Source organism: Advenella incenata, from assembly GCF_004217095.1.
Taxonomy (GTDB): domain Bacteria; phylum Pseudomonadota; class Gammaproteobacteria; order Burkholderiales; family Burkholderiaceae_B; genus Advenella; species Advenella incenata.
In genome coordinates this window covers 1,275,093-1,297,003 of sequence record NZ_SHKO01000001.1, presented here as the reverse complement: position 1 = coordinate 1,297,003, position 21,911 = coordinate 1,275,093, and the positions used below count along the sequence as shown (strand labels likewise).

Below are 21,911 nucleotides of genomic sequence, written 5' to 3'. Positions count from 1 at the left end.
GACTACGCACACGCAAGCGCAGCAATCTCGCCGCAACCGGCAGGAGCTGCCCCCTGCCAGAACATACGCATCTAGCCCTGAGCCACTTTGGCCCGAATGGCGTCACGCACTTGTGCTGCCAATTCGGCGCGACCCAATGGCGATGGCTGACCATTTTGCGTGACCGCGGGCAGACAATAAACCTCAACGCAGACATGCCTGGCGCTGAGCAGAACCCAGATATTGCCAATCAGGGTCTGATCGCCGATGAAAGCCATTTTCCCGCTGCGCTGACCTTCATACCAGAACACCAATGCGACCGGTTGAATCGCCACATGGGCACGCATGGCGGGCTCAAATAGACTGGTACTAAATGGCTTGACGTCCAGGCCATCGGAGGTCGTGCCTTCAGGGAACAATCCGACGCAGATATTGCGCTCGAACAGCCGCTTCATACTCTCACTGACCCGGCCAATAGCCTGACGCTGCCCTCTGTCGATAAACACCGTGCCCACCCGGGCCACCAGCCAGCCGATCACGGGCCATCTGCGGATTTCCTGTTTGGCGATAAAAGACGTGGCCCGCCAGCTGTTCAGAATAAAAATATCAATCCATGACACATGATTGGCAACCCACAAGACAGGGCCGCTCATGATCGGCGTGCCATGGCGCACCACTTTGACGCCGCAAACAAGCATCAGGCAACATGACCAGGCTTTGGTCACGGCATCCTGCACCGGTCGATTCATGAACGGCAATGCGATAGCGGCCGTCAGGAGCCCCGAAAGTAACAGCAGAATCAGAAAGATCGCTCTGACAAAAAACCGTAAATACGCGATCACACAGACTCCCACACGCTGCGACCACTGACCAGCGTCATGACAATTTTGCCGGGCAGTTCATAACCGACAAAGGGCGTATGTGCGCTTTGGCTAAGCAGCGTGTCGCGCCCCACTGTCCAGGCAGCGTCGGCATCCGCAATGGCGATATCGGCCGGCGCGCCCACAGAGAGCGTGCCGCAGCCCGGCAATGACGGCGCGCCCGCTTTCAGAATGGCGGCAGGCCCGGTGGTAATGAGTCCCAGCGCCTGTACCAGTGACAGTTTTTCTTCCTGGGCCCATTTGACCACCAGTGAGAACAGCAACTCTACGCCCGTAGCGCCTGGCTCGGCCTCGGCAAAGGGCATCAGCTTGCCATCGTCATCCACCGGCGTATGATCCGAGCAGACGGCGTCAATTGTTCCATCGGCAAGCCCGGCACGAATCGCGTCACGGTCCCGCTGGCCGCGCAAGGGCGGATCCAGCCGATAATTGCTGTCGAAAAAGCCGATATCCAGGTCTGTCAGGTGCAGATGATTGAGCGATACATCGCAGGTGACCGGCAGGCCCTGCGCCTTGGCCTGGCGCACCAGTGCAATCCCGGCTGCGCTGGACAGGCGGCATATATGCAGGCGGGTGCCCGTGACTTTTTGCAATTCGAACAGGGTATGCAGCGCAATCGTTTCTGCCTGCTCCGGCACGCCCACCAGCCCCAGACGCGAGGCAAAGGGCCCGCTGGCCGCCACGCCCTTGGACAGGGAAGCTTCCAGCGGTGTGAGCCACAAGGTGTAGCCATAGGTTTTCGCGTACTGCATGCTGCGCAGCAGAACGCCGGTATCGATCAGTGGCAGTGAGGCTTGGGAAAAGGCAATGCAACCGGCTTCGGTCAGCTCGGCCATTTCGGTAATGATTTTGCCTTCAAGGCGATTGGTCATTGCACCCAAGGGATACAGATTGGCCTGATGCAACTGGCGGGCGCGATGCTTAAGCATTTCGACCAGACCGGGTTCATCCAGTGCCGGTTCGGTATCTGGCGGCAACACCAGGCTGGTGACGCCACCTGCGAGCGCGGCCTGCATTTCCGACTCCAGCGTTGCCCGATGCTCAAAGCCGGGTTCGCGCAGACGGACAGCAAGGTCGATCAGGCCGGGAATGACCAGTTTGCCGGTGGCATCAATGGTGCGTGCCGATTCAAATCCGTCCGGTTCCTGGCCCATGCCAACAATGCGTCCGGCTGCGATATAAAGATTACCGGTCTGGTCCGTACCGGAAGCCGGGTCAAGCAGCCGGCCACCTTTAATTACTATTTTCACTGAGAAGCTCCAGCTACGATGCTCATGACTGCCATTCTTACAGCAATCCCGAACGTTACCTGATTGAGAATAACCGCCTGTGGTCCGTCCGCGACGGCAGAATCAATTTCTACCCCGCGATTCATGGGGCCCGGGTGCATGACGATGGCATCCGGCTTGGCATAGGCCAGCTTTTCGTGGGTCAATCCGTAATGCTTGAAATATTCCTGCGAAGACGGCAGCAATGCGCCCTTCATGCGCTCGTTCTGCAAGCGCAGCACCATGACCACATCCACATCCCGCAGGCCTTCTCGCATATCGGTGAACACCTTGACGCCCATTTGTTCAAGCCCGCCCGGCAGCAGCGTGAGCGGACCGATGGCGCGCACTTCGGCCGCGCCCAGCGTGGTCAGGGCGTGAATGTCGGACCGTGCTACCCGGGAATGTAAAATATCGCCCACGATGGCCACCGTCAACCCGGAAAAATCCTTCTTGAAATGTCGGATGGTGTACATGTCCAGCAAGCCTTGCGTGGGGTGCGCATGGCGTCCGTCTCCCGCATTGATAACGTGGATATGCGGTTCAACGTTGCGGGCAATAAGATAAGGGGCGCCGCTGGCTTCATGCCGCACGACAAAAATATCGGCCTGCATGGCCGTCAGATTACTGATGGTATCGAGCAGCGACTCGCCTTTGGCGGTAGACGATACATTGATGTTCAGGTTATAGACGTCAGCCGAGAGCCGTTTGGCGGCTATTTCAAATGTGGTACGGGTGCGGGTGGAGTTTTCAAAAAACAGATTGAACACGCTTTTGCCGCGCAGCAGCGGCACCTTTTTGATGTCGCGTTCAGCCATGGGCACGAATGTCTGGGCCGTATCCAGGATGTGGGTCAGAATGTCGCGCGGCAGACCCTCGGTTGACAGCAGATGGGTCAGCTCGCCATGCCGGTTCAATTGCGGGTTAAACATGGCGTGGTTCCTCTTCCATGGTCAGGGTAAAACGGGAATCATCATCGGCAGCCAGAACATAATTGCTGCCGCGCGGCAACGGCAGCACGCCGCCGCAGATGTCGGGCGCAATGGGCAGCTCGCGGCCGCCCCGGTCGATCAGCACGCCAAGGCGAACCGAAGCCGGCCGGCCATAATCGTACAGCTCATTGAGCGCTGCCCGGATTGTGCGGCCGGTAAAGAGAATATCGTCGATCAGAAAGATGTGCGCGCCTTCGACCTCGAACGGTACGTGACTTGGCTGCGTTTGCGAATGCAGCCCGATGCGACTGAAGTCGTCGCGATGCAGGCTGGTATTGAGCGTGCCCGGCTGATTGGGCAGATTCAGATCGCCACAGAGTCGCCGTGCCAGCCAGGCGCCCCCTGAATAAATACCCACTAGATAAGTGTTGGCCGGGTCGGTGCCCTGTAGCTTTTCGCTCAGGGCGTCTTTCAGATGCGCGTAAAGTTCTTCGGCGCTGGGCAGGCTGCCTGTCATGGTTTTCCTATCCTGTTGGCAAAAGTGCCGTTATCAAAGATGCCGTTATTTTAAGCTATCCAGATAGCGTTGAAGAATAACTGCGGCTGCCACGGCATCATCTTCTTCATTGTTGCCAAGAATCGCCTGCGCTTCCATGCTGGAACCGCGTTCGTCCACCAGCTCGACCTGCAGGCCAAAGCGGCCGTACAACTGGTTGGCAAAGCGCCGGGCAAATTTGGAAGCTGGCTGCTCGTCGCCCGCGCTGGTTAGCGGCAGACCCACCACCACCCTTTCGGGCTGCCATTCATGCAGCAATGCAGCAATACGGGCAAAGCGCCCATCGCGCGTCACCTCGCGGATGATGCACAAAGGGCGCGCCTGTCGCGTCAAGGTATTGCCCAGGGCCACGCCGGTTTTTTTCATGCCGGCATCGAACGCCAGCAGGGTTTCTTCAGGCATGGCCGGCATCACCGGACAATGCAGCAGGTTCGATGCCAAGCAGCGCCAGCGCTGCGGTGTAACGGTCAGCCGCTCGCTTGTTGAAAATGATATTGCGGTCTGCGTTGACATTGAGCCAGGTATTGGCGGCGATTTCCTGCTCCAGCTGACCCGCAGACCAGCCGGCATATCCCAGCGTGATAAAGATTTGCTGCGGACCTTCGCCCCGCGCCAGGTCTTCCAGCACGTCGCGCGAGGTGGTCAGCGCCATGTCGCCCAGCACGACACTGGAACGATAATGGCCTGCCGGGTGATGCAGCACAAAACCACGATCAGTCTGGACCGGCCCACCATAAAATACGGTCTGCGCAGCCAGGTCGGCGTTGACTTCCAGCTCCAGCCGTTCCAGCAACTGCTCCACCGACAGGTCGGTGGGCCGGTTCAGCAACAGGCCCAGCGCACCGTCTTCGGAATGTTCACAAACATATACCACGCCACCTTCGAAAATATCGGATGTCTGAGAAGGCATGGCCATAAGGAACTGGTTCGCCATACTGACAAATTCAGATTCTTTTTTGTCTTCGTCTTCGGTCATGGTCCTTCCTTTTGTGGATGCGCGTCAGATTTCCATCATTTCAAAGTCTTCCTTGCGCGCACCGCATTCAGGACAGACCCAGTTGGGGGGAACGTCTTCCCATTTGGTACCCGGCGCAATGCCCTCTTCGGGAACGCCGGTTTCCTCATCATAAACCCAACCACAAATTAAACACATCCAGGTACGCATAATACGGTTATTTCCTAACATTCAAATGTAACTTCACGAATCGGATGGAACAGGCCCGTCGGGCTTGTTCCCGAAAACATGCCTGCGCACGCTTTAGTACCCATTTTAATTTAAAATGATACCTTTGGCCCGATTTCCCAAAAACCGCGCCGTGCTTTTTTTGCACCGGCAATTTTCACCGCTTTTGTTTTTCGCTTAAGACGCCTCGTGTCCCCTGATCATGCCCCTGCAGTGCTGTTTTTCAACCATCTGGATCCAACCGGACGCTCCGGACTTGCCGGCGATGTTCTGACGGCCGCGCAATTCGGTTGCCAGGCGGTCACCGCGCTGACCGCCATTACAGTCCAGGACACCGGTGTCATAGAGGAAATCCATCCCATTTCCGAAGAAATCCTGGACAATCAGGCGCGCTGCCTGCTTGAGGACATCCCGGTACATGCCATCCGGGCCGGCGGCCTGTACAGCCCAGACCATGTCAGTGTGATTGCGCAAATAGCCGCCGATTATGACAGCGTCCCACTCGTTTTGTATCTTGGACCGCAATACGCATCAGTCATTGAAGACAGCTCCGATGACGAGATCGAAGCCTTGCTGCAGGCGACCTGGGAAACCCTTATCCCACAGGCCAGCTGCGTTGTCGTCGACTGCAGTTACCTGAACTTATGGGCCCCCGAAGACGACCATGACGACGAGAACCCGATCCCGATGGTGCTCGAAGCCATTCTGGCAGCAGGGGCAAAATCCTGCCTGGCGCTGTTTTGCCCTTCCCCAGACGACGTCCATCAGCATGTCTTGCTCGAAGGCGGCGATCGCAGTCTTGCTTTTGGCTTTTTCCCGCTGGCCGGACAATCTGAAGCAGGCGATATGATCAGCGCTGCCCTCGCCTGCGAACTGACGCGGGGCCAGGCATTGCCCCTGGCCTGCGAGCATGCCATTACCTACGCCCACAAGGCGCTGGCCGACGGGCGCAAGCTGGGCATGAGCAAGCTGATTGCGCAAAGGCTGCAAAAGCCCTGATCCTCTGGCTGATACAGCGTTGCGGACAACCGTCAGCGCTTTCTCGCTATACTTCTTATAGATAACTGCATTCCTCCAGGCATAACAGCGCAATGACAGCAAACACTTTTCCCTCCGGTCTCTACGGCATTACGCCCGAATGGCATGACGCCGAGCGCCTGCAACAGGCCGTTGCACTGGCCTGCGAAGGCGGCATGCGAGTGCTGCAGTGGCGACAGAAAACCATGCCGCCTGAACAGGCGCGCACGATCGCTGCGTCACTGCGGGCGATCTGTCGTGCAACCGGCGTGCTGTTCATTGTCAATGACGACTGGCAACTGGCCCTTGAGCTGGATGCAGATGGCGTTCATCTGGGCAAAAACGATGCAGCCATCGCAACCGTTCGTGCACAATTGCAACAACGGGCTCAGGCGCCCTTGCTGATCGGCGTTTCCTGCTATGACAGCCTGGAACTGGCCGACAGCGCCATGCAGGAGCAGGCAGATTACATCGCCTTTGGTGCGCTTTTTCCTTCCATGGTCAAGCCCGACGCTGTCCGTGCACCGTTGTCGCTGTTTCAGGCAGTAAGAAAACCGGCGGGTGCGCAGCGCAAGCCGGCAATGGTCGGGATTGGCGGAATCAACAGGCAAAATGCCCATCTGGCGGTAGAGGCCGGCGCCGATAGCATTGCAGTCATCACCGGCCTGTTCGGCGAACCGGATATCCGCAGCGCCGCTGCCTATTACGCGTCGCTGTTTGAGCAGCGTGCCTCGCCATCGTCATGATTGGCTTTTTCCCGCCTGGTCATGTCTGCGGCGCCGCCCGCAACAAGCCCTGACACAATCGGCTCCTTTTTCACTCATTTTTCAGATAAAGATTTCATTATGTCCCAGAACGAAGTTCTCTTTAAACGTGCCCTTAAATCCATTCCTGGTGGTGTCAATTCGCCGGTACGGGCGTTCCGCTCGGTAGGCGGCACGCCGCGCTTTATCAGCAAGGCAAAAGATGCTTATATCTGGGATGCCGATGGCAAACAATATATTGATTACCTGGGCTCCTGGGGTCCGGCCATTGTTGGCCATGCGCACCCGGAAGTTGTTCAGGCGGTGCAGCGGGCCGCAGAATCAGGCCTGTCTTTCGGTGCGCCGACCGAGGCCGAATCTTTACTGGCCGAAGCGATTATTTCGCGTATCCCGTCCATTGAAAAGGTCCGCCTGGTCAGCTCGGGGACCGAAGCGACCATGAGCGCCATTCGCCTGGCCCGTGGCGCCACCGGTCGCAATAAGATCATCAAATTCGAAGGCTGCTACCATGGCCACGCCGATAGTCTGCTGGTCAAGGCCGGCTCGGGGCTGCTGACTTTTGGCAATCCGACCTCTGCCGGCGTACCGGCCGAATTCGTCGCGCATACGCTGGTACTTGACTATAACGACCTGGATGCGGTCAAGGCTGCATTTGCCGAATTCGGCCCCGAGATTGCCTGCATTATTGTTGAACCGATAGCCGGCAATATGAACCTGATCAAGCCGGTAGAAGGATTCCTGGCCGGCCTGCGCGCATTGTGCACGGAATATGGTGCACTGCTGATTTTCGACGAAGTCATGACGGGCTTTCGCGCTGGCCCGCAGGGGGTACAGGGCCTGTCGGGCGTAACGCCCGACCTGACCACACTGGCTAAAGTCATTGGCGGGGGCATGCCCGTGGGCGCCTTCGGTGGCCGCGCCGACATTATGGACCAGATTGCGCCGCTGGGACCGGTCTATCAGGCAGGCACGCTGTCGGGCAACCCGGTATCCGTCGCCGCCGGTCTTATCACACTTGAAATACTGTCGCGCCCCGGTTTCTACGAGCACCTGCAGACACAATCGGCCAAATTGGTTGCCGGCCTGCAGGAAAAGGCCGCAGCCGCAGGCGTCGCATTCTGCGCCGACTCGGTCGGTGGCATGTTCGGCCTGTATTTCCGCGAAACCGTTCCCACCACTTTCGCGCAGGTGTCCGACGTCAACCATGACGCCTTCAAGGTCTTTTTCCATGGCATGCTGGACAATGGCGTTCATCTGGCGCCATCGGCTTTTGAAGCCGGTTTTGTCTCGGCCATGCATAGCGACGAAATTCTGGAAAAAACGCTGGATGCAGCCGCTCGCGCCTTTTCACTGATATAGCAATAAACGGCACCCGATCGCTTGCGCGCCCCGCGCCATCGATCCGGTGCCCAATCCCCGGCAGGCCCAGTTTCCGTGTCTGGCACAGGGAAAACGCCATGCCGGGCCCGCTGAGAATTTTTTTCCAGATATCCCGGTTTTCTCAATGTGAAATAAAAAAGACGCTACACTCAGGGTTATCCATAATATGTTAAAGGTGTTGAAGCTGTATGGCTGTAAACTTAAATATACCTGACGAATCAGCTATTTATCCGGTAGCAGGGGTTGAAATTGGCATTGCGCAAGCCGGGATCAAAAAGCCCGGCCGTGATGACCTCACATTATTCAAATTCACGCCAGGCACCTCAGTTGCCGGCGTTTTTACCCGCAACCGTTTCAGAGCCGCCCCGGTGCAAATCTGTGAATCGCGCCTGGCCAAAAGCAATGCCATGCGTGCCCTGGTCATCAATACCGGCAATGCAAATGCCGGCACCGGCGCCGACGGCCTGGAACGCGCCTTTGAGACCTGCCGCGTGCTGTCCAAGGAACTGGGCCTGCTGGAAGAAGAAATCCTGCCATTTTCAACAGGGGTTATTCTTGAGCCCCTGCCGGTAGACAAGATTACAGCAGCGTTGCCTCAGTGCATCCGGTCCCTGGAAAAAATTGCCTGGCTCAAGGCAGCGCACAGCATCATGACCACCGATACGCTGCCCAAAATCTGTTCAAGGCAACTGACACTGGACGGGCGTAAAGTGAGCATTACCGGCATCAGCAAAGGCGCTGGCATGATTCGCCCAAATATGGCCACCATGCTGGGCTTTGTTGCGACCGACGCGGAAATCGCCCCGACACTGCTCAAAGAGCTGGTCAAGGATATTGCCAACCGCTCTTTTAACCGTATCACGGTAGACGGGGACACCTCGACCAATGACTCTTTCATTGTGATCGCGACAGGTCAAAGCGGCATACAGGTACAGGACGCTCAAAGTCCGCATTACCAGACCATCAAGGCAGAGCTGATTGAAGTCGCCCGCGAGTTGGCGCAAAAAATTGTGCGAGACGCCGAAGGCGCCACCAAATTCATCACCATCCAGGTAGAAGAGGCCGAAAGCAGCCAGACTGCGCTAAAAATTGCTTACGCGATCGCGCACTCCCCGCTGGTCAAAACCGCCTTCTATGCATCGGATCCGAACCTGGGTCGCATTCTGGCCGCCATCGGTTACGCCGGCGTCGATGACCTAAATGTAACCGCCCTGCGCCTGTGGCTTGACGATGTGCTGGTTGCCACCGGCGGCGGCCGCAATCCTGACTACCTCGAGGAAGACGGCCAGCGCGTCATGCAGCAGCCCGAGATTCTGGTGCGTGTAGCGCTCGGCCGCGGCAATGTATCGGAAACGGTATACAGTTGCGACTTCTCGCATGAGTACGTCAGCATCAACGCAGACTACCGTTCCTGAGATAAAACCCGGGCAGCGTAGCCAGGCCTGGCATGATCTTCATTGGCTGACGCATGCGCCGGATCTGTTGGCGCCAGCGGCAGATCTGCCACTGGCAAGCTGGCCGCCCACCGCGCTGCGCGAGATTGACCGCTGGCTGCAGCAGCAAGGCAATGAAGGCAATGCGCCCGAGGCCCTCGCCAGCGATTTTGGCGCACACTACCGCCGGCTTGGGCTCTATGCCGAAGCCCTGCTGCATACCGCCTTGCAGCATGCCGACAGCATTGAACTGCTGGCGCACCATACACCCATCCACATTACCGTTTCCCCAGCCCCTCGCACCAGGCGGCAGACCATTGGCGAGCTTGACTATATCTGGTGCGATCGCAGCAACAACCTGGTGTGGCACTGGGAGCTGGCCGTCAAATATTATCTTTATGTGCCGCAGGCAAGCCGGATCCAGGACGCCGACCGGTTCGTCGGCCCGCAACAGCGCGATACGCTGGCCCGCAAAACCGCAAAATTACGCAATCGGCAGTTGCCGCTGTCCGCCATGCCACAGGTCACCCGACAACTTGGCCTGCGAGTCGACGCCGCTGCAGCGTATGTCAAGGGCTGGCTGTTCTACCCCTTGCATGGCGAGCGCTGGGACGATTATGTCCTTGCCGAACCGGCCACCCGGGCGATGCTCAACCCTCTGCACCCAAAGGGCTGGTGGCTGACGCAAGCCGATTTTGCAAAGCGCCTCGCTCGGCAAACCAGTGCAGGCGCAGGCACGCTGCGCTGGCGCATTCTATCGCGTATGCAATGGCTATCGCCGCACCAGGCAGATGTCGCCGACACGCTTGAGGCCACCGCGCTTCTGGCACAACTTGAAGCCTGGTTCGGTTCAGACGTTTCAGTGACTGGCCCAAAACCAGGGCTGTTAATCGTTGCCTTGGCCCCGTCGAGCGTTGGCGCAACAGTCAGCGCCACAGGCGCACCGGCACCGCTCGCAACAGGGCGGTCGTCTGCTGCGCCGGTGCTTGTGCCCGAAACCGGGACCGGGCAACTGCCGCAGGCGTCTTCCGGACAGGTGTACACGGAAGTACATCGCGGCTTTGTGGTGGCCAATGACTGGGGCAACGCAGTATTGTGATCGCGTCCAGGGCTGGCATCTGTCGGCAAAAATACCACATTTTATTCCGGCTTTCCCCCTCGCCTGCTGGCTTTATTGGAACAAGCGATTGATTCTTTTGACTTTTTATCTGTTTTCACAGTAGAATAACGGGCTTAGCGTTGAAATATGCTAATTCCAAATTTATTTTTAGAGGTTAACCCATATGTACGCGGTCATAAAAACCGGAGGCAAGCAGTATCGTGTTGCCGAAGGTCAAAAACTCAAGGTAGAACAGATACCGGCAGACATCGGGCAAGAAATCTCGCTAGACCAAGTTTTGTCAGTAGGCGAAGGTGAAACACTCAAAGTGGGTGCACCCCTTGTCGAAGGCGCTGTGGTTAAAGCCAAAGTTCTTGCACATGGACGTCACGACAAGGTGAAAATTTTCAAAATGCGCCGTCGCAAGCATTATCAGCGGCACCAAGGCCATCGCCAGAATTACACCCAGATCGTCATCGAAGCAATCACTGCTTGATCCGTTCGTTAACAGCACAACAGGAGCTTAAACATGGCACAGAAAAAAGGCGGCGGCTCGACCCGCAACGGCCGCGACTCGGAATCCAAACGACTGGGCGTAAAAGCCTTTGGCGGTGAAGTTATTCCAGCCGGTTCAATCATTGTTCGTCAGCGTGGCACACGTTTTCATCCGGGAACCAATGTTGGTATCGGTAAAGACCACACTCTGTTCGCACTGGTAGACGGCAGTGTTTCCTTTTCGCATAAAGGCGCACTCAACAAGCATACCGTTTCCGTCACAAAGGTAGACTAAACCTTTCCCCGGACATCATGCAGTGCCGTTCACTTGTCGCCAGGTGAACGGCATTTTTTATTCCGCAACGCGCTCTGATATGCTCAGACCTGCCTGCGTGAATGATAATAAAGCACTTACACGGCGACCTCACTTATTACAGACCACAGGAATCCATCATGAAATTCGTTGACGAAGCGACGATCGAAGTCATTGCCGGCAAGGGCGGCAACGGGGCGGCGAGTTTTCGTCGCGAAAAATTCATCCCCAAGGGCGGCCCCGATGGCGGCGATGGCGGACGTGGTGGCAGTATTTATGCTATTGCCGACAGAAATATCAACACCCTGATTGACTTTCGCTATGCCCGGCTGCATCGCGGCAAGAACGGCGAAAACGGCCGAGGATCAGACCAATACGGCGCCGCTGCCGCCGATATCACGCTGCGCGTCCCTGTCGGCACGGTCATCTATGATGCCGAAACCAACGAGCAGTTGTTTGACCTGAACCATCATCAGATGCAAGTCACGCTGGCTGCCGGTGGCCAGGGAGGCATGGGCAACCTGCACTTCAAGTCCAGCGTCAATCGTGCGCCGCGCCAGTTTACCTATGGCAAGGAAGGCGAACAGCGCAAGCTGCGTCTGGAACTCAAGGTGCTGGCCGATGTCGGGCTGCTGGGCATGCCCAACGCCGGCAAATCCACGCTCATCACGCGCATATCCAATGCCAAACCCAAGATTGCAGACTACCCTTTCACCACCCTGCATCCGAACCTGGGCGTAGTGCGGACATCGCCCTCACGCAGTTTTGTCGTTGCCGACATTCCCGGCCTGATCGAAGGCGCCTCTGAAGGCGCCGGGCTGGGCCATCTTTTCTTGCGCCACTTGTCGCGCACTCGGGTTTTACTGCATCTGGTGGACGTTGCGGGCCTTGATCCAGACCAGGATCCAGTGGAGGTCGCCGCCCATAATGTGCGCGCCATTGCCGAAGAACTGCGCAAGTACGACGCCGAGCTGCACGCCAAGCCCCGCTGGCTGGTGCTCAACAAGCTGGATATGGTCAACGATCCGCAAGACATACAGCAACGGCTGTGCAAGCAACTGCAATGGGACGGACCGGTCTTCGCCATTTCGGCCTTGTCGGGCGATGGCACGCAGGCATTGATCTGGGCGCTGCAGGATTATCTGGACGCAGAAAAAGGTCGTGAAATGGCTGAACAGGACAAAGCGGCAGAAGCCTATGTGCCGGAAGATCCGCGCTTTGACGAATCACGTCGCAATCTGAACGACGTCGACAAATAACGGCGCTGCGCCCTATCACTCCTTCGTTTCCTTCTTCTGGATTTTTTGCAACATGAGCGATTTCGTTTCTTCAGTGGCCACAGCAAGGCGTATCGTCGTCAAAGTGGGCTCATCCCTGCTCACCAACAATGGCCAGGGCCTGGACCCGCAGGCCATTGGAGAATGGTCATCGCAAATTGCCACACTGTGTCGCCAGAACAAGCAACTGATTCTGGTGTCCAGTGGCGCCATCGCCGAAGGCATGGCACGCCTGAAGTGGAAAACCCGACCCAAAGCCATGAGCGAACTGCAGGCCGCTGCAGCGGTAGGCCAGATGGGCCTGATCCAGGCCTATGAATCAGCCTTCGCTGCGCACAACCTGCGTGCAGCGCAAATTCTATTGACCCACGAAGATTTGACCGATCGCCTGCGCTATCTGAATGCACGGTCGACCATCTTTAAACTGCTCGAGCTCGGCGTCATCCCGATCGTCAATGAGAACGATACAGTGGTCACGGACGAAATCCGCCTGGGTGATAACGACACACTGGGTGCCGTGGTCAGCAATCTGATAGAAGCGGACGCGCTGATCATTCTGACAGACCAGCGCGGGCTATACGACAGCGATCCGCGCAGCAACCCCAATGCCCGCTTCATTCACCTGGCTACTGCCGGTGATCCGGCGCTGCAGAAGATGGCCGGCGGCGCCGGCAGCCACATTGGCACCGGCGGCATGCTGACCAAGGTACTGGCGGCACAACGCGCAGCCAGTAGCGGCGCCACCACCATTATCGCGTCCGGCCGCGAAGAGCGCGTCCTGGAGCGCCTGGGCCAGGGCGAAGCCATCGGCACCGAATTGCGCGCCTCCCCATCTTTGCGCTCCGCACGCAAGCAATGGATGGCCGACCATTTGCGCCTGCCTGGCAAGCTGGTGCTGGACGAAGGCGCATGCAAAGCGCTGGTCGACCAGGGTAAAAGCCTGCTGGCTGTTGGCGTGATCGATGTCATTGGTGAATTTGAACGTGGCGATGTCGTGGCCTGCACCGACCAGCAGCATAGAGAAATCGCGCGCGGACTGACCAATTACTCCTCGGCCGAGACCCGCCGAATCATGCGGCACCCCACCCGCGAAATCGAAAGCATCCTTGGCAATTGCCGTGACGAAGAACTGATCCACCGCAATAACATGGTGCTTGTTCACCCGCCGCAAAGCGCCACTTCCGATGCATCCCAAATTTAACTCATTGCTGCCGCACCGCCCGGGCAGCAGCAAATAGAAGGCAGCGCGCCCAGTTGTTGTTTGTCACTCTGCGGCTTGCCCACGGTGGCGCTAGCAATTGACAATGGGCGCCGTTGCAGCAGAAGTCAGTCCGATGTCACATGAGCCTGCCTCCCGCCAGTGACAGCCTTGTACTGTTGCAGGCCGATTGCGAAACACAACAGCACGGCCGCCGCAGCAAATGCCCCCGCCAACCAGAGATTGGCCGTCAATCCAACCGAATCGACCATCTGACCTCCCAGCCAGGACCCTAGCGCTATGCCGACATTGAAAGCGCCCACGTACAGTGCGGTGGCCACTTCCACAGCGCCTGCTGCAACTTTCATCATCCAGGTCATCAGACCAACCGACACGCCGCCATAAGCCAGCCCCCAAATCAGTAACGTCATGCCGCCACCCAAAGGAGAACTTCCGACAAGCAGGAACAGGGCCGGCGTAAGCAATAGCCCCAGCGCGATCGCCAGCAGCGTTTGCTCCGTATAGCGCGCAGCAAGGATGCCCATCAGGAAGTTGCCGGCAATGCCCGCGATACCGTAAGCAAATAGCAAGCCCCCAATCCATTGCCCATCAAAACCCGCAACAGACAGCAACAATGGGCGCACGAACGTAAAGGCCATGAAGTGACTGGCCACCAGTAGCAGCGTCAAAACCAGCCCAACTAGCAATTGACGATTACCAAGCTGCACGCCGAACTGACGTAGCGATGCCGAACTGGCCACCGGTAATGCCGGAATGACCATCACATGCAGCACCAACACGAGCCCGCTAAGCACCGCCATCCCACCAAAGGCCCAGCGCCATCCCCACATCTGGCCGATCAGCGCGCCTAGCGGCACACCCAGCACAGATGCCGCCGCTACCCCACCGAAGATGATTGATGTCGCCAATCCGACAGCATGCTCGGCGACCAGACGGCGAGCCAGGCCAGCGGCAATGGCCCAGATGCCACCAATACAAAAACCGACCAGAATGCGGGTTGCCAGCATCCAGGCCATGCTGGGGGCAAGTGCCCCGGCAATATTGGCGATCACCAGTAGCCCCAACAATCCACACAATATCCTGCGCCGGTCGGCGCCGCCTGCCGCCATGACCACCAGCGGCGCAAATATGGCTGCCAGCAGTGCGGGCAGCGAGATCATTAAGCCGGCGGTGCCGGTAGACGTATCCAGTGTCTGGGCAATGGGCGTAAGCAAGCCGACTGGCAGCATCTCGGTGGTCACCACGCAAAAGGTCGCAAGGCCTACAGCGACTACGGCCAGCCAGGGATGCGGGGCGTTCGCCTGTTCAGAAACGGTTGGCGACGAATTCATGTTATTGATCCTTGAATGTGTATAAAAAATCCTGCAGCCATTACGCGGCTTCGGATACGGACAGAGATTGATCAGATGCGCGCAGACGCAGATACCCCAAAAGCGCCAGCAGCAATACCAAGACTCCCGCACCCAGCGCAATAGCAAAGCCAGTCTGCGCAGCTGCGTCGTCCACGATCTGCCCCGAGGCAACCGCGCCCAGCGCCACGCCCACATTCAGACCGGCCAGTAGCCAGGTCATGCCTTCGGTCAGTTGATGCTCCGGTACCAGACGCTCCACCAGCGTCATCGCCACGATCATCGTTGGTGCGAAGAACAGGCCAGCCACCAATACCGCCGTGGCCAGGGCGGCAATACTGCCAGCCAGCATCAGAGGAAGCGTGGTTATGGCCGTTGCCAGTCCGCCCAGCAGCAATAAGCGATGCAAGGGGGCTCGCCATTTCATTGCACCAAAGAGCAGGCCCGCCAGAAACGATCCGACAGCATAGGCTGCCAGCACCAGGCTGGCCGCCGCCGGCTGTCCCAATTGCTCAGAGAGCGCCACACTAACGATGTCCACGGTGCCGACAATAACGCCCATAGCCACCATCAGCAGCGTCAATAAGCGCACATTGGCCAGCCGGATAACCGACCCTGCCCTGCCCCTACCTTTCGGCCGCAGTTGCACCTGGGGTTCAGTACCACGCTGGGTGGTCAGCGCCCATACGCCGAGCACCAGCAACCCGAGCGCTACCAGTGGCCCGGCCTGGGGAAATGCTGCTACCGACAATCCAACGGACAATGCAGGCCCGACAATATAGGTAGCTTCATCAAGCACCGTCTCCAGGGAATAGGCAGTGCTTAACTGTGCCTGACCTCGATAAATCGCCGTCCATCGTGCCCGCAGCATTGCCGAGATACTGGGCATGAAGCCGGCCAGCAAGGCGCCAGCGTACAAAACCCAGTCTGGTGCCTGCCAACGGGAGGCGGCAAGCAATATCAGCATGCCGATAACGCTGATCATTGTCGCTGCGGGCATTACCCGGCTTTGTCCGTAGCGGTCTACCAAACGAGAGGTCTGCGGTGACAACAATGCATAGGTCAATACGAACGCCGCAGACACGGCGCCGGCCAAAGCATAACTTGCGCGCAGTTGCGACAGCATGGTGATGATGCCAATACCGGTCATGGGCAGCGCCATCCGCGCCAACAGGCCTGCCAGGGCAAAGCTCCTGGTGCCAGGCGCAGTAAAAAGTTCTCGATACGGATTAACCAATTCATTCTCCAGAGCGCGACCCGCTTGCCAATGCATCACGACGCGGCGATAATACATACAACACGTATGAATAGAATTATATATTCATACGCATTGAATGTAAACAATCATACGCAACGTATGAAAAGGAAATGCACAATGGTTCGTCGAACCCGCGCCGAAACAGAAGAAACGCGCGCTACGCTACTGGCGACGGCAAGAAAGGTATTTACTGAGCGTGGCTATGCCGACACGTCGATGGATGAGCTCACAGCGCAGGCAAACCTGACGCGCGGCGCGCTCTATCATCATTTTGGCGACAAAAAAGGGTTACTCGCAGCTGTAGTGGAACAGATCGATGCCGAGACGGATGCCCGCCTTCGAGTGATTTCTGACTCGGCCCAGGACCCGTGGGAAGGTTTTAACAATCGCTGCCGCGCCTATCTGGAGATGGCGCTGGAGCCTGAAATGCAGCGCATTGTGCTACGCGATGCCAAAGCGGTGCTGGGTGGCCCTTCGCCTGACTCGCGCCGCCATTGTCTGGACACGATGCAGCAATTGATCGAAAATCTTATGCAACAGGACGTTGTAGTCAAAACTGACCCGCAAGTGTTGACTGCACTCATTTACGGCGGGCTGGCCGAAGCTGCTGTCTGGATCGCGCAAGCCGAGGACGGCAAGGCGCGATTAGAACAGGCCAAGTCCACCTTGCAATTGCTGCTTCAAGGCCTGTTGATCAGGGCATAGGCAAGGCAAAGACTGATATCGCCGCACCCGGAAGATTCATATTCCGATACCGATATTATTGTCCCATACTGACCAGATATGACCGGCGTTATACCATGAACGTGATATCGCATATTTGATACCAAGAACGTCATAGGCCTTTGGCAATAGGCCAAATAAATGTGGATTTGACGCTATTGCCGCCGTAAAACATAAATAAAAGAAAAGTTTCGATGAAAAAAAACGTCAAAAAATGATAATTGTTAAAGCAAAGCGTGGAAACCCGGCTATTATTGAAAATTGTTATTTACCACTTGTAACATTTTTGGTCTTTCTGATATGGCTACTCGAAAACATTATGAATCCTTGCCTGACCTGCGCGCAGCGGCAAAACTGAGCACCTTCGCCGAGCGGCTGCACTTTCTTCGCAAAATTCATCACGGCATGAATCAAAACGAACTGGCGCTTGAGCTCGGGGTGTCCCAAAGCACGATCGCCAACTATGAAATGGGTAATCGTAAAGTCAGCCCATCGGCGCAAATTGTCAGCCGGCTGGCAGTATTCTTTGGCGTCAATTCCGATTGGCTGATCAATGGCACACTGCCCATTCTCCCGGAAAAAAGTTTCGTTCCTCCGGAAGTGGCCGCACGCGACGCCTTGTTCAAATCCCTAACTCAAAAGGAAACGGCTGCGCTTATTGCCCTTACCGGCAAACAGCGCAAAGAGCTGACGGCTCAGATCAAGTCATACCTGAAAAATGCCTGATCAGCCCAACTGATGCCCTGCTCAGTACCAACAAAAAAGAGCCGTGTGCGTTATATATTGCACATGGCTCTTTCCGTTTTTGCCAGGGCCTGTTGATTGAGCCCCGCTCTGCGCCAACACGCTTATCAGCACGTATCAATCGTCATCGATCGGTACATGATGGTCAGCGCCACGCCGCAACTTCGTTAAACGATTGCGGCAGCGTCGGGCACCTTGCTGGCATCATGAAAGTCAACTGACGGATTGACCACCGGCTTGATAAAACCGGTACGAATCAGAAAATCGCCAAAACCTTCCTGATCCTGCCGTCCGGCAGCCCAATGACCGATCTGTTCATCCAGGATTTCCAGAATTTGCTCTTCGGTAATATTCTCCTTGTACAGCCTTGGAATGCGAGTACCGACACGATTGCCGCCCAGGTGCAGGTTATAGCGCCCTACTGCTTTGCCCACCAGCCCAACCTCGGCAAGCATGGCTCTGCCGCAACCATTCGGACAGCCCGTCACGCGCGTGACAATAAAGTCATCCTGCAGGCCATGACGAGCCATGATGGCATCCATCTTGTCAATAAAAGACGGCAGGAAGCGTTCCGCTTCAGCCATGGCCAGCGGACAGGTGGGCAAGGCCACACAAGCCATTGAATTTTCCCGCTGGGCAGTCACGCTGTCGTTGATCAAACCGTGGTCACGCGCCAGTTTTTCTATTGCTTTCTTGTCTGCCGCACCCACGTTGGCCACGATCAGATTCTGGTTCGCCGTCAGACGAAAATCACCTTTGTGAATTCTTGCGATCTCACGCAAGCCGGTTTTCAGCAACCGGCCGGGATAGTCCAGCACGCGTCCGTTTTCAATGAACAGCGTCAGATGCCATTTTTTATCAATGCCGTGAACCCAGCCGATCCGATCGCCCCTATCGGTAAATTCGTATGGGCGGATTGGCTCAAAGGCAAAGCCCATGCGTTGTTCCACTTCCGCCTTGAACGCCTCCAGGCCCACGCGTAAAATCGTGTAGCGGGTTTTGGCCGCTTTCCTGTCGCTGCGATTACCCAGATCACGTTGCGCCGTCACCACTGCTGCTGCGGTGTCCAGTGTTTTGTCCAGGGGAATGAAACCGAACTCATACGCCGTAGTGGGAAACGTCGCGGTATTGCCATGCTCCATGGACAGACCACCACCGATCAGTACATTGAACCCAATCAGCTTGCCTGCCTGTTCTATCGCAACAAAATTCAGATCATTGGCATGCAGATCCACATCGTTCTGCGGCGGTATGATAACGGTGGTTTTGAATTTGCGAGGCAGATAGCTTTTGCCCAGAATCGGCTCCAGCGTATCGGTATCGGTGCTTTGCACCTTTTCGCCGTCCAGCCAGATTTCGGCGTAAGCCTGGGTCTTGGGCAACAGATGCTCGGAAATTTTCTTGGCCCATTCCCAGGCTTGCACGTGCAGCTCGGACTCTACCGGATTGGACGTGCACAGCACATTGCGATTGACATCGCCCGCCGTGGCGATCGAATCCAGGCCCAGTTGATGCAGCCATTGGTGTACCGAACGAATGTTCTGCTTTAACACGCCGTGATACTGAAAGGTCTGACGATTGGTAATGCGGATGCTGCCATACATAGTATGGCTGGCGGCAAACTCGTCAATCCCCAGCCACTGGGCTGGTGTAATAACACCGCCGGGCATCCGGCAGCGCAGCATCACATTTTTCAGCGGCTCCAGTTTCTGCTCTACGCGTTCTGCCCGAATATCACGATCGTCCTGCTCATACATGCCGTGAAAGCGAATCAGGTTGAAATTATCGCCTCGAAAGCCGCCGCTCAACGGATCCTGGAGATCCTCAACGATGGTGCCGCGCAGATACTTGCTGTTGCTTTTCAGACGTTCGTTATCCGACAGCTTGCCTGCCGGTGCTTTGATGTCACTCATGATCATTCCTCAATATACGTCGCGCTGATAGCGGTGCGACTCGCGCAGCTCATCCAGATAGGCATCGGCATCATCAACACTGAGCCCGCCCTCGCTGGCGATCACCTCAAGCAAGGCCGCCTCAACGTCTTTGGCCATACGACTGGCATCACCGCACACGTAAAGATGCGCGCCCTTCTGTAGCCACTGCCACAGCTGCGTGCCTTCCTGCAGCAACTTGTGCTGGACGTAAATTTTTTCCTGCTGATCCCGCGACCAGGCAAAGCTGTAGCGTGACAAACGTTCCGACTTGGCCAACTGCTGCCATTCGAGCTGGTATAGAAAATCATCCTTGAAAGACTGGTTGCCAAATATGAGCCAGTTGGCGCCTTCCTGATCTTCGGCATCGCGCTTCTGCATAAATGCACGAAACGGTGCAATGCCAGTGCCGGCCCCAATCATGATAATGGGCGTTTGTGCGTCCTGGGGCAAGCGAAAGTGCGCAGATGGTTCGATAAAAATATCCACTTCATCGCCCGCTTCCAAACGACGATTCAGGTAACCAGAAGCCCCTCCCTGATACTGTATCGTATCCTGTTCGTACTCCACCAGGGCTACCGTGATGTGGACCTCATCGCCCACCTCTTCCTGCGCCGAGGCAATGGAATACAGGCGCGGGGTAAGCGGGCGCAGCAAATCGCACAACTGCTGGGCGGTTAGCTCCTGTGGCACCCTTCTGAGCACCACATCTATAGGTGTCTCGGCGATATAGTCCTGCAGCGCCTTGGTGTTGGCAACCAGCTCCAGAAGACCCGGATCCTGGGTAATCTGTGCATATCCCTTCACAAAGGCCGGTGTGTTCTGGGTAATTTCCAGATGATGAATAAGTGCGTCGCGAACTCCCAGCGTCTTGCCGTTGGCCAGCGTCACATTTGCGGCACCATCGACCCCGGTCGAGGACAAAATGGAATCGGCCAGCGCCGGGTCATTGCGAAACCAGACACCCAGGGCATCGCCAGGCTGATACCGGATACCGGAGTCACCCAGATCAAATTCCAGATGCCGTACATCCTTGAGCGAATCGCGGCTGGTGATTTTCTGGTTGGTCAGAATGGTCGCGGTAAACGGTTTTTCGCGCGTGTAAATTTGCGCATGCACCTGCGGTTCATTGACCAGGGCACTGACACTGGCGGGGGTCGACGTCGCTGCCGTATTGCGGCTTTCATGTTCAACCAGCCACGCCACTGTTTTTTCAACCCACTGATCTGCCGTTGCCTGGTAATCCAGGTCGCAGTCCACACGTTCAAACAGCCGCTTGGCGCCCAGTTGCTCCAGACGCGAATCGAAATCCTTGCCCGCCTGACAGAAATCAGGATAGGAACTGTCGCCCAGCCCCAGCACTGCAAACTGCAGGGATTTGACCTCGGGTGGCTTCTTGCCGAACAAAGCCTTATGCAATGTCAGCGCTTCTTCCGGTGGCTCACCGTCGCCCTGGGTCGAGGCGACAATCAGGACAAGCCGCTCTGAAGCGAGCTGCCGGCTCTTGTAATCTCCTGAATTTTTCAGTACCGATGCGACCCCGGCGGCCTGCAATTTATCTTGCAACGACTGTGCAACCCGGCGTGCATTGCCGGTTTGGGATGCCGATAATATCAGCACTGGACTGGCCTGTTCCGGCGTGCCGGGCGTAGCTGCAGCACCGGCGCCAACCGCGACAGGTGCATCCATCTGCTGGCTGCGCGCCCATAAATAGCCGGACAGCCACGCTGTCTGTAACGGATTCAACCCCGAAAGGTTTTTCTGCAATTCGGATAGCGTATCCGAATTGATCGGCAACCCCGATAGTGGTGGATAACTCATTTGTCTGATTTCCCTGCGCACGGACAATACTCACCCAGTAGAAAAGTGGTCGTCAGACCCGTGCCATGGGCGGCTTGTCACTCATTGTTTACTAATTATGTGGACGATTTACCATTTATACGGGTTTCATCCTAGCAACGATTGCGCACTGCACGAACGACAGATATGTCATTTCAACATTACCTCTATCTATATAAGCCTGTCGCGTATGTGATACCTTCTTATTACTAAAAGGTCTAAGCTACAAGCAGATATATATTTTTCGATTATTTGTAAAAACACTACGATT

Annotated in this window: 22 protein-coding genes; 11 read left to right on the top strand and 11 right to left on the bottom strand. The window is 56.7% G+C overall.

Annotated features, from left to right (window positions below; genetic code table 11):
- Positions 1-71: 71 nt before the first annotated feature.
- The 7 genes from EV681_RS05850 to EV681_RS05820 are packed head-to-tail and all read right to left on the bottom strand — an operon-like array spanning position 72 to position 4,781.
- Positions 72-821 (bottom strand): lysophospholipid acyltransferase family protein, encoded by a 750-nt coding sequence (locus tag EV681_RS05850; RefSeq protein WP_321196639.1) that lies wholly within the window; start codon positions 819-821, stop codon positions 72-74.
- Positions 818-2,110 (bottom strand): dihydroorotase, encoded by a 1,293-nt coding sequence (locus EV681_RS05845; protein WP_014749791.1) that lies wholly within the window; start codon positions 2,108-2,110, stop codon positions 818-820. Before EV681_RS05845 ends, EV681_RS05850 begins: the two co-directional genes overlap by 4 nt.
- The gene (locus tag EV681_RS05840; protein ID WP_128395813.1) at positions 2,107-3,060 is read right to left on the bottom strand and encodes an aspartate carbamoyltransferase catalytic subunit; all 954 of its coding nucleotides are present in this window, start codon (positions 3,058-3,060) and stop codon (positions 2,107-2,109) included. The genes EV681_RS05845 and EV681_RS05840 overlap by 4 nt, the downstream gene beginning before the upstream one ends.
- Positions 3,053-3,577 carry a bifunctional pyr operon transcriptional regulator/uracil phosphoribosyltransferase PyrR gene (pyrR, locus tag EV681_RS05835; RefSeq protein ID WP_128395812.1) on the bottom strand — a complete coding sequence of 175 codons (525 nt, stop codon included), beginning with the start codon at positions 3,575-3,577 and terminating at the stop codon, positions 3,053-3,055. The genes EV681_RS05840 and pyrR overlap by 8 nt, the downstream gene beginning before the upstream one ends.
- 45 nt (positions 3,578-3,622) lie before the next feature.
- On the bottom strand, positions 3,623-4,018 hold the full coding sequence (ruvX, locus tag EV681_RS05830) for a Holliday junction resolvase RuvX (RefSeq protein ID WP_130303500.1): 396 nt from the start codon (positions 4,016-4,018) through the stop codon (positions 3,623-3,625).
- On the bottom strand, positions 4,011-4,592 hold the full coding sequence (locus tag EV681_RS05825) for a YqgE/AlgH family protein (RefSeq protein ID WP_128395810.1): 582 nt from the start codon (positions 4,590-4,592) through the stop codon (positions 4,011-4,013). Before EV681_RS05825 ends, ruvX begins: the two co-directional genes overlap by 8 nt.
- 24 nt (positions 4,593-4,616) lie before the next feature.
- Positions 4,617-4,781, bottom strand: coding sequence for a rubredoxin (locus EV681_RS05820; protein WP_014749785.1), 165 nt, complete (start codon positions 4,779-4,781; stop codon positions 4,617-4,619).
- A 207-nt stretch (positions 4,782-4,988) separates the two neighbouring features.
- Between EV681_RS05820 and thiD the strand changes: the two genes are divergently transcribed.
- The 9 genes from thiD (at position 4,989) to proB (ending at position 13,778) form a co-directional block, all read left to right on the top strand.
- Entirely contained in the window at positions 4,989-5,798 is an 810-nt protein-coding gene (gene thiD / locus EV681_RS05815; protein WP_165392953.1) for a bifunctional hydroxymethylpyrimidine kinase/phosphomethylpyrimidine kinase, read from the top strand.
- Between the two features lie 92 nt (positions 5,799-5,890).
- The gene (gene thiE / locus EV681_RS05810; RefSeq protein ID WP_130303498.1) at positions 5,891-6,562 is read left to right on the top strand and encodes a thiamine phosphate synthase; all 672 of its coding nucleotides are present in this window, start codon (positions 5,891-5,893) and stop codon (positions 6,560-6,562) included.
- Positions 6,563-6,661: 99 nt separating this feature from the next.
- Positions 6,662-7,939: a glutamate-1-semialdehyde 2,1-aminomutase gene (hemL, locus tag EV681_RS05805; protein ID WP_128395807.1), complete on the top strand. Its 1,278-nt coding sequence runs from the start codon at positions 6,662-6,664 to the stop codon at positions 7,937-7,939.
- Between the two features lie 209 nt (positions 7,940-8,148).
- Positions 8,149-9,375, top strand: coding sequence for a bifunctional glutamate N-acetyltransferase/amino-acid acetyltransferase ArgJ (gene argJ / locus EV681_RS05800; RefSeq protein ID WP_130303497.1), 1,227 nt, complete (start codon positions 8,149-8,151; stop codon positions 9,373-9,375).
- On the top strand, positions 9,338-10,492 hold the full coding sequence (locus EV681_RS05795) for a DUF1853 family protein (RefSeq protein WP_165392952.1): 1,155 nt from the start codon (positions 9,338-9,340) through the stop codon (positions 10,490-10,492). Before argJ ends, EV681_RS05795 begins: the two co-directional genes overlap by 38 nt.
- A 184-nt stretch (positions 10,493-10,676) precedes the next feature.
- Entirely contained in the window at positions 10,677-10,988 is a 312-nt protein-coding gene (gene rplU / locus EV681_RS05790) for a 50S ribosomal protein L21 (RefSeq protein WP_025373688.1), read from the top strand.
- A 33-nt stretch (positions 10,989-11,021) separates the two neighbouring features.
- Positions 11,022-11,282: a 50S ribosomal protein L27 gene (gene rpmA, locus EV681_RS05785; RefSeq protein ID WP_128395804.1), complete on the top strand. Its 261-nt coding sequence runs from the start codon at positions 11,022-11,024 to the stop codon at positions 11,280-11,282.
- Between the two features lie 158 nt (positions 11,283-11,440).
- Positions 11,441-12,559: a GTPase ObgE gene (gene obgE / locus EV681_RS05780; protein WP_128395803.1), complete on the top strand. Its 1,119-nt coding sequence runs from the start codon at positions 11,441-11,443 to the stop codon at positions 12,557-12,559.
- Between the two features lie 52 nt (positions 12,560-12,611).
- Positions 12,612-13,778 carry a glutamate 5-kinase gene (gene proB / locus EV681_RS05775; protein WP_128395802.1) on the top strand — a complete coding sequence of 389 codons (1,167 nt, stop codon included), beginning with the start codon at positions 12,612-12,614 and terminating at the stop codon, positions 13,776-13,778.
- Between the two features lie 125 nt (positions 13,779-13,903).
- Here proB and EV681_RS05770 read toward each other — a convergent pair whose 3' ends face one another.
- Positions 13,904-15,127: an MFS transporter gene (locus tag EV681_RS05770; protein ID WP_130303495.1), complete on the bottom strand. Its 1,224-nt coding sequence runs from the start codon at positions 15,125-15,127 to the stop codon at positions 13,904-13,906.
- Between the two features lie 40 nt (positions 15,128-15,167).
- Positions 15,168-16,382, bottom strand: a complete 1,215-nt coding sequence (locus EV681_RS05765; RefSeq protein ID WP_128395800.1) for an MFS transporter — start codon at positions 16,380-16,382, stop codon at positions 15,168-15,170.
- 138 nt (positions 16,383-16,520) lie between these two features.
- On the opposite strand from EV681_RS05765, the gene EV681_RS05760 reads away from it, so the two are divergent.
- Entirely contained in the window at positions 16,521-17,108 is a 588-nt protein-coding gene (locus tag EV681_RS05760) for a TetR/AcrR family transcriptional regulator (RefSeq protein WP_130303494.1), read from the top strand.
- Between the two features lie 318 nt (positions 17,109-17,426).
- The gene (locus tag EV681_RS05755; RefSeq protein ID WP_128395798.1) at positions 17,427-17,852 is read left to right on the top strand and encodes a helix-turn-helix domain-containing protein; all 426 of its coding nucleotides are present in this window, start codon (positions 17,427-17,429) and stop codon (positions 17,850-17,852) included.
- Between the two features lie 185 nt (positions 17,853-18,037).
- Here EV681_RS05755 and cysI read toward each other — a convergent pair whose 3' ends face one another.
- Both cysI and EV681_RS05745 read right to left on the bottom strand, forming a co-directional pair.
- On the bottom strand, positions 18,038-19,783 hold the full coding sequence (gene cysI / locus EV681_RS05750) for an assimilatory sulfite reductase (NADPH) hemoprotein subunit (RefSeq protein ID WP_128395797.1): 1,746 nt from the start codon (positions 19,781-19,783) through the stop codon (positions 18,038-18,040).
- Between the two features lie 9 nt (positions 19,784-19,792).
- Entirely contained in the window at positions 19,793-21,622 is a 1,830-nt protein-coding gene (locus EV681_RS05745; RefSeq protein ID WP_128395796.1) for an assimilatory sulfite reductase (NADPH) flavoprotein subunit, read from the bottom strand.
- Positions 21,623-21,911 lie beyond the last annotated feature (289 nt).

Excerpts from the sequence above, each read along its gene's own strand:
- EV681_RS05820 (WP_014749785.1), bottom strand. The coding sequence starts at position 4,781 with ATGCGTACCTGGATGTGTTTAATTTGTGGTTGGGTTTATGATGAGGAA.
- EV681_RS05745 (WP_128395796.1), bottom strand. The coding sequence starts at position 21,622 with ATGAGTTATCCACCACTATCGGGGTTGCCGATCAATTCGGATACGCTA.
- EV681_RS05840 (WP_128395813.1), bottom strand. The coding sequence starts at position 3,060 with ATGTTTAACCCGCAATTGAACCGGCATGGCGAGCTGACCCATCTGCTG.
- EV681_RS05795 (WP_165392952.1), top strand. The coding sequence starts at position 9,338 with ATGAGTACGTCAGCATCAACGCAGACTACCGTTCCTGAGATAAAACCC.
- proB (WP_128395802.1), top strand. The coding sequence starts at position 12,612 with ATGAGCGATTTCGTTTCTTCAGTGGCCACAGCAAGGCGTATCGTCGTC.
- ruvX (WP_130303500.1), bottom strand. The coding sequence starts at position 4,018 with ATGCCTGAAGAAACCCTGCTGGCGTTCGATGCCGGCATGAAAAAAACC.
- rpmA (WP_128395804.1), top strand. The coding sequence starts at position 11,022 with ATGGCACAGAAAAAAGGCGGCGGCTCGACCCGCAACGGCCGCGACTCG.
- argJ (WP_130303497.1), top strand. The coding sequence starts at position 8,149 with ATGGCTGTAAACTTAAATATACCTGACGAATCAGCTATTTATCCGGTA.
- EV681_RS05825 (WP_128395810.1), bottom strand. The coding sequence starts at position 4,592 with ATGACCGAAGACGAAGACAAAAAAGAATCTGAATTTGTCAGTATGGCG.
- rplU (WP_025373688.1), top strand. The coding sequence starts at position 10,677 with ATGTACGCGGTCATAAAAACCGGAGGCAAGCAGTATCGTGTTGCCGAA.
- thiE (WP_130303498.1), top strand. The coding sequence starts at position 5,891 with ATGACAGCAAACACTTTTCCCTCCGGTCTCTACGGCATTACGCCCGAA.
- EV681_RS05760 (WP_130303494.1), top strand. The coding sequence starts at position 16,521 with ATGGTTCGTCGAACCCGCGCCGAAACAGAAGAAACGCGCGCTACGCTA.
- EV681_RS05755 (WP_128395798.1), top strand. The coding sequence starts at position 17,427 with ATGGCTACTCGAAAACATTATGAATCCTTGCCTGACCTGCGCGCAGCG.
- cysI (WP_128395797.1), bottom strand. The coding sequence starts at position 19,783 with ATGAGTGACATCAAAGCACCGGCAGGCAAGCTGTCGGATAACGAACGT.
- EV681_RS05770 (WP_130303495.1), bottom strand. The coding sequence starts at position 15,127 with ATGAATTCGTCGCCAACCGTTTCTGAACAGGCGAACGCCCCGCATCCC.
- hemL (WP_128395807.1), top strand. The coding sequence starts at position 6,662 with ATGTCCCAGAACGAAGTTCTCTTTAAACGTGCCCTTAAATCCATTCCT.
- obgE (WP_128395803.1), top strand. The coding sequence starts at position 11,441 with ATGAAATTCGTTGACGAAGCGACGATCGAAGTCATTGCCGGCAAGGGC.
- pyrR (WP_128395812.1), bottom strand. The coding sequence starts at position 3,577 with ATGACAGGCAGCCTGCCCAGCGCCGAAGAACTTTACGCGCATCTGAAA.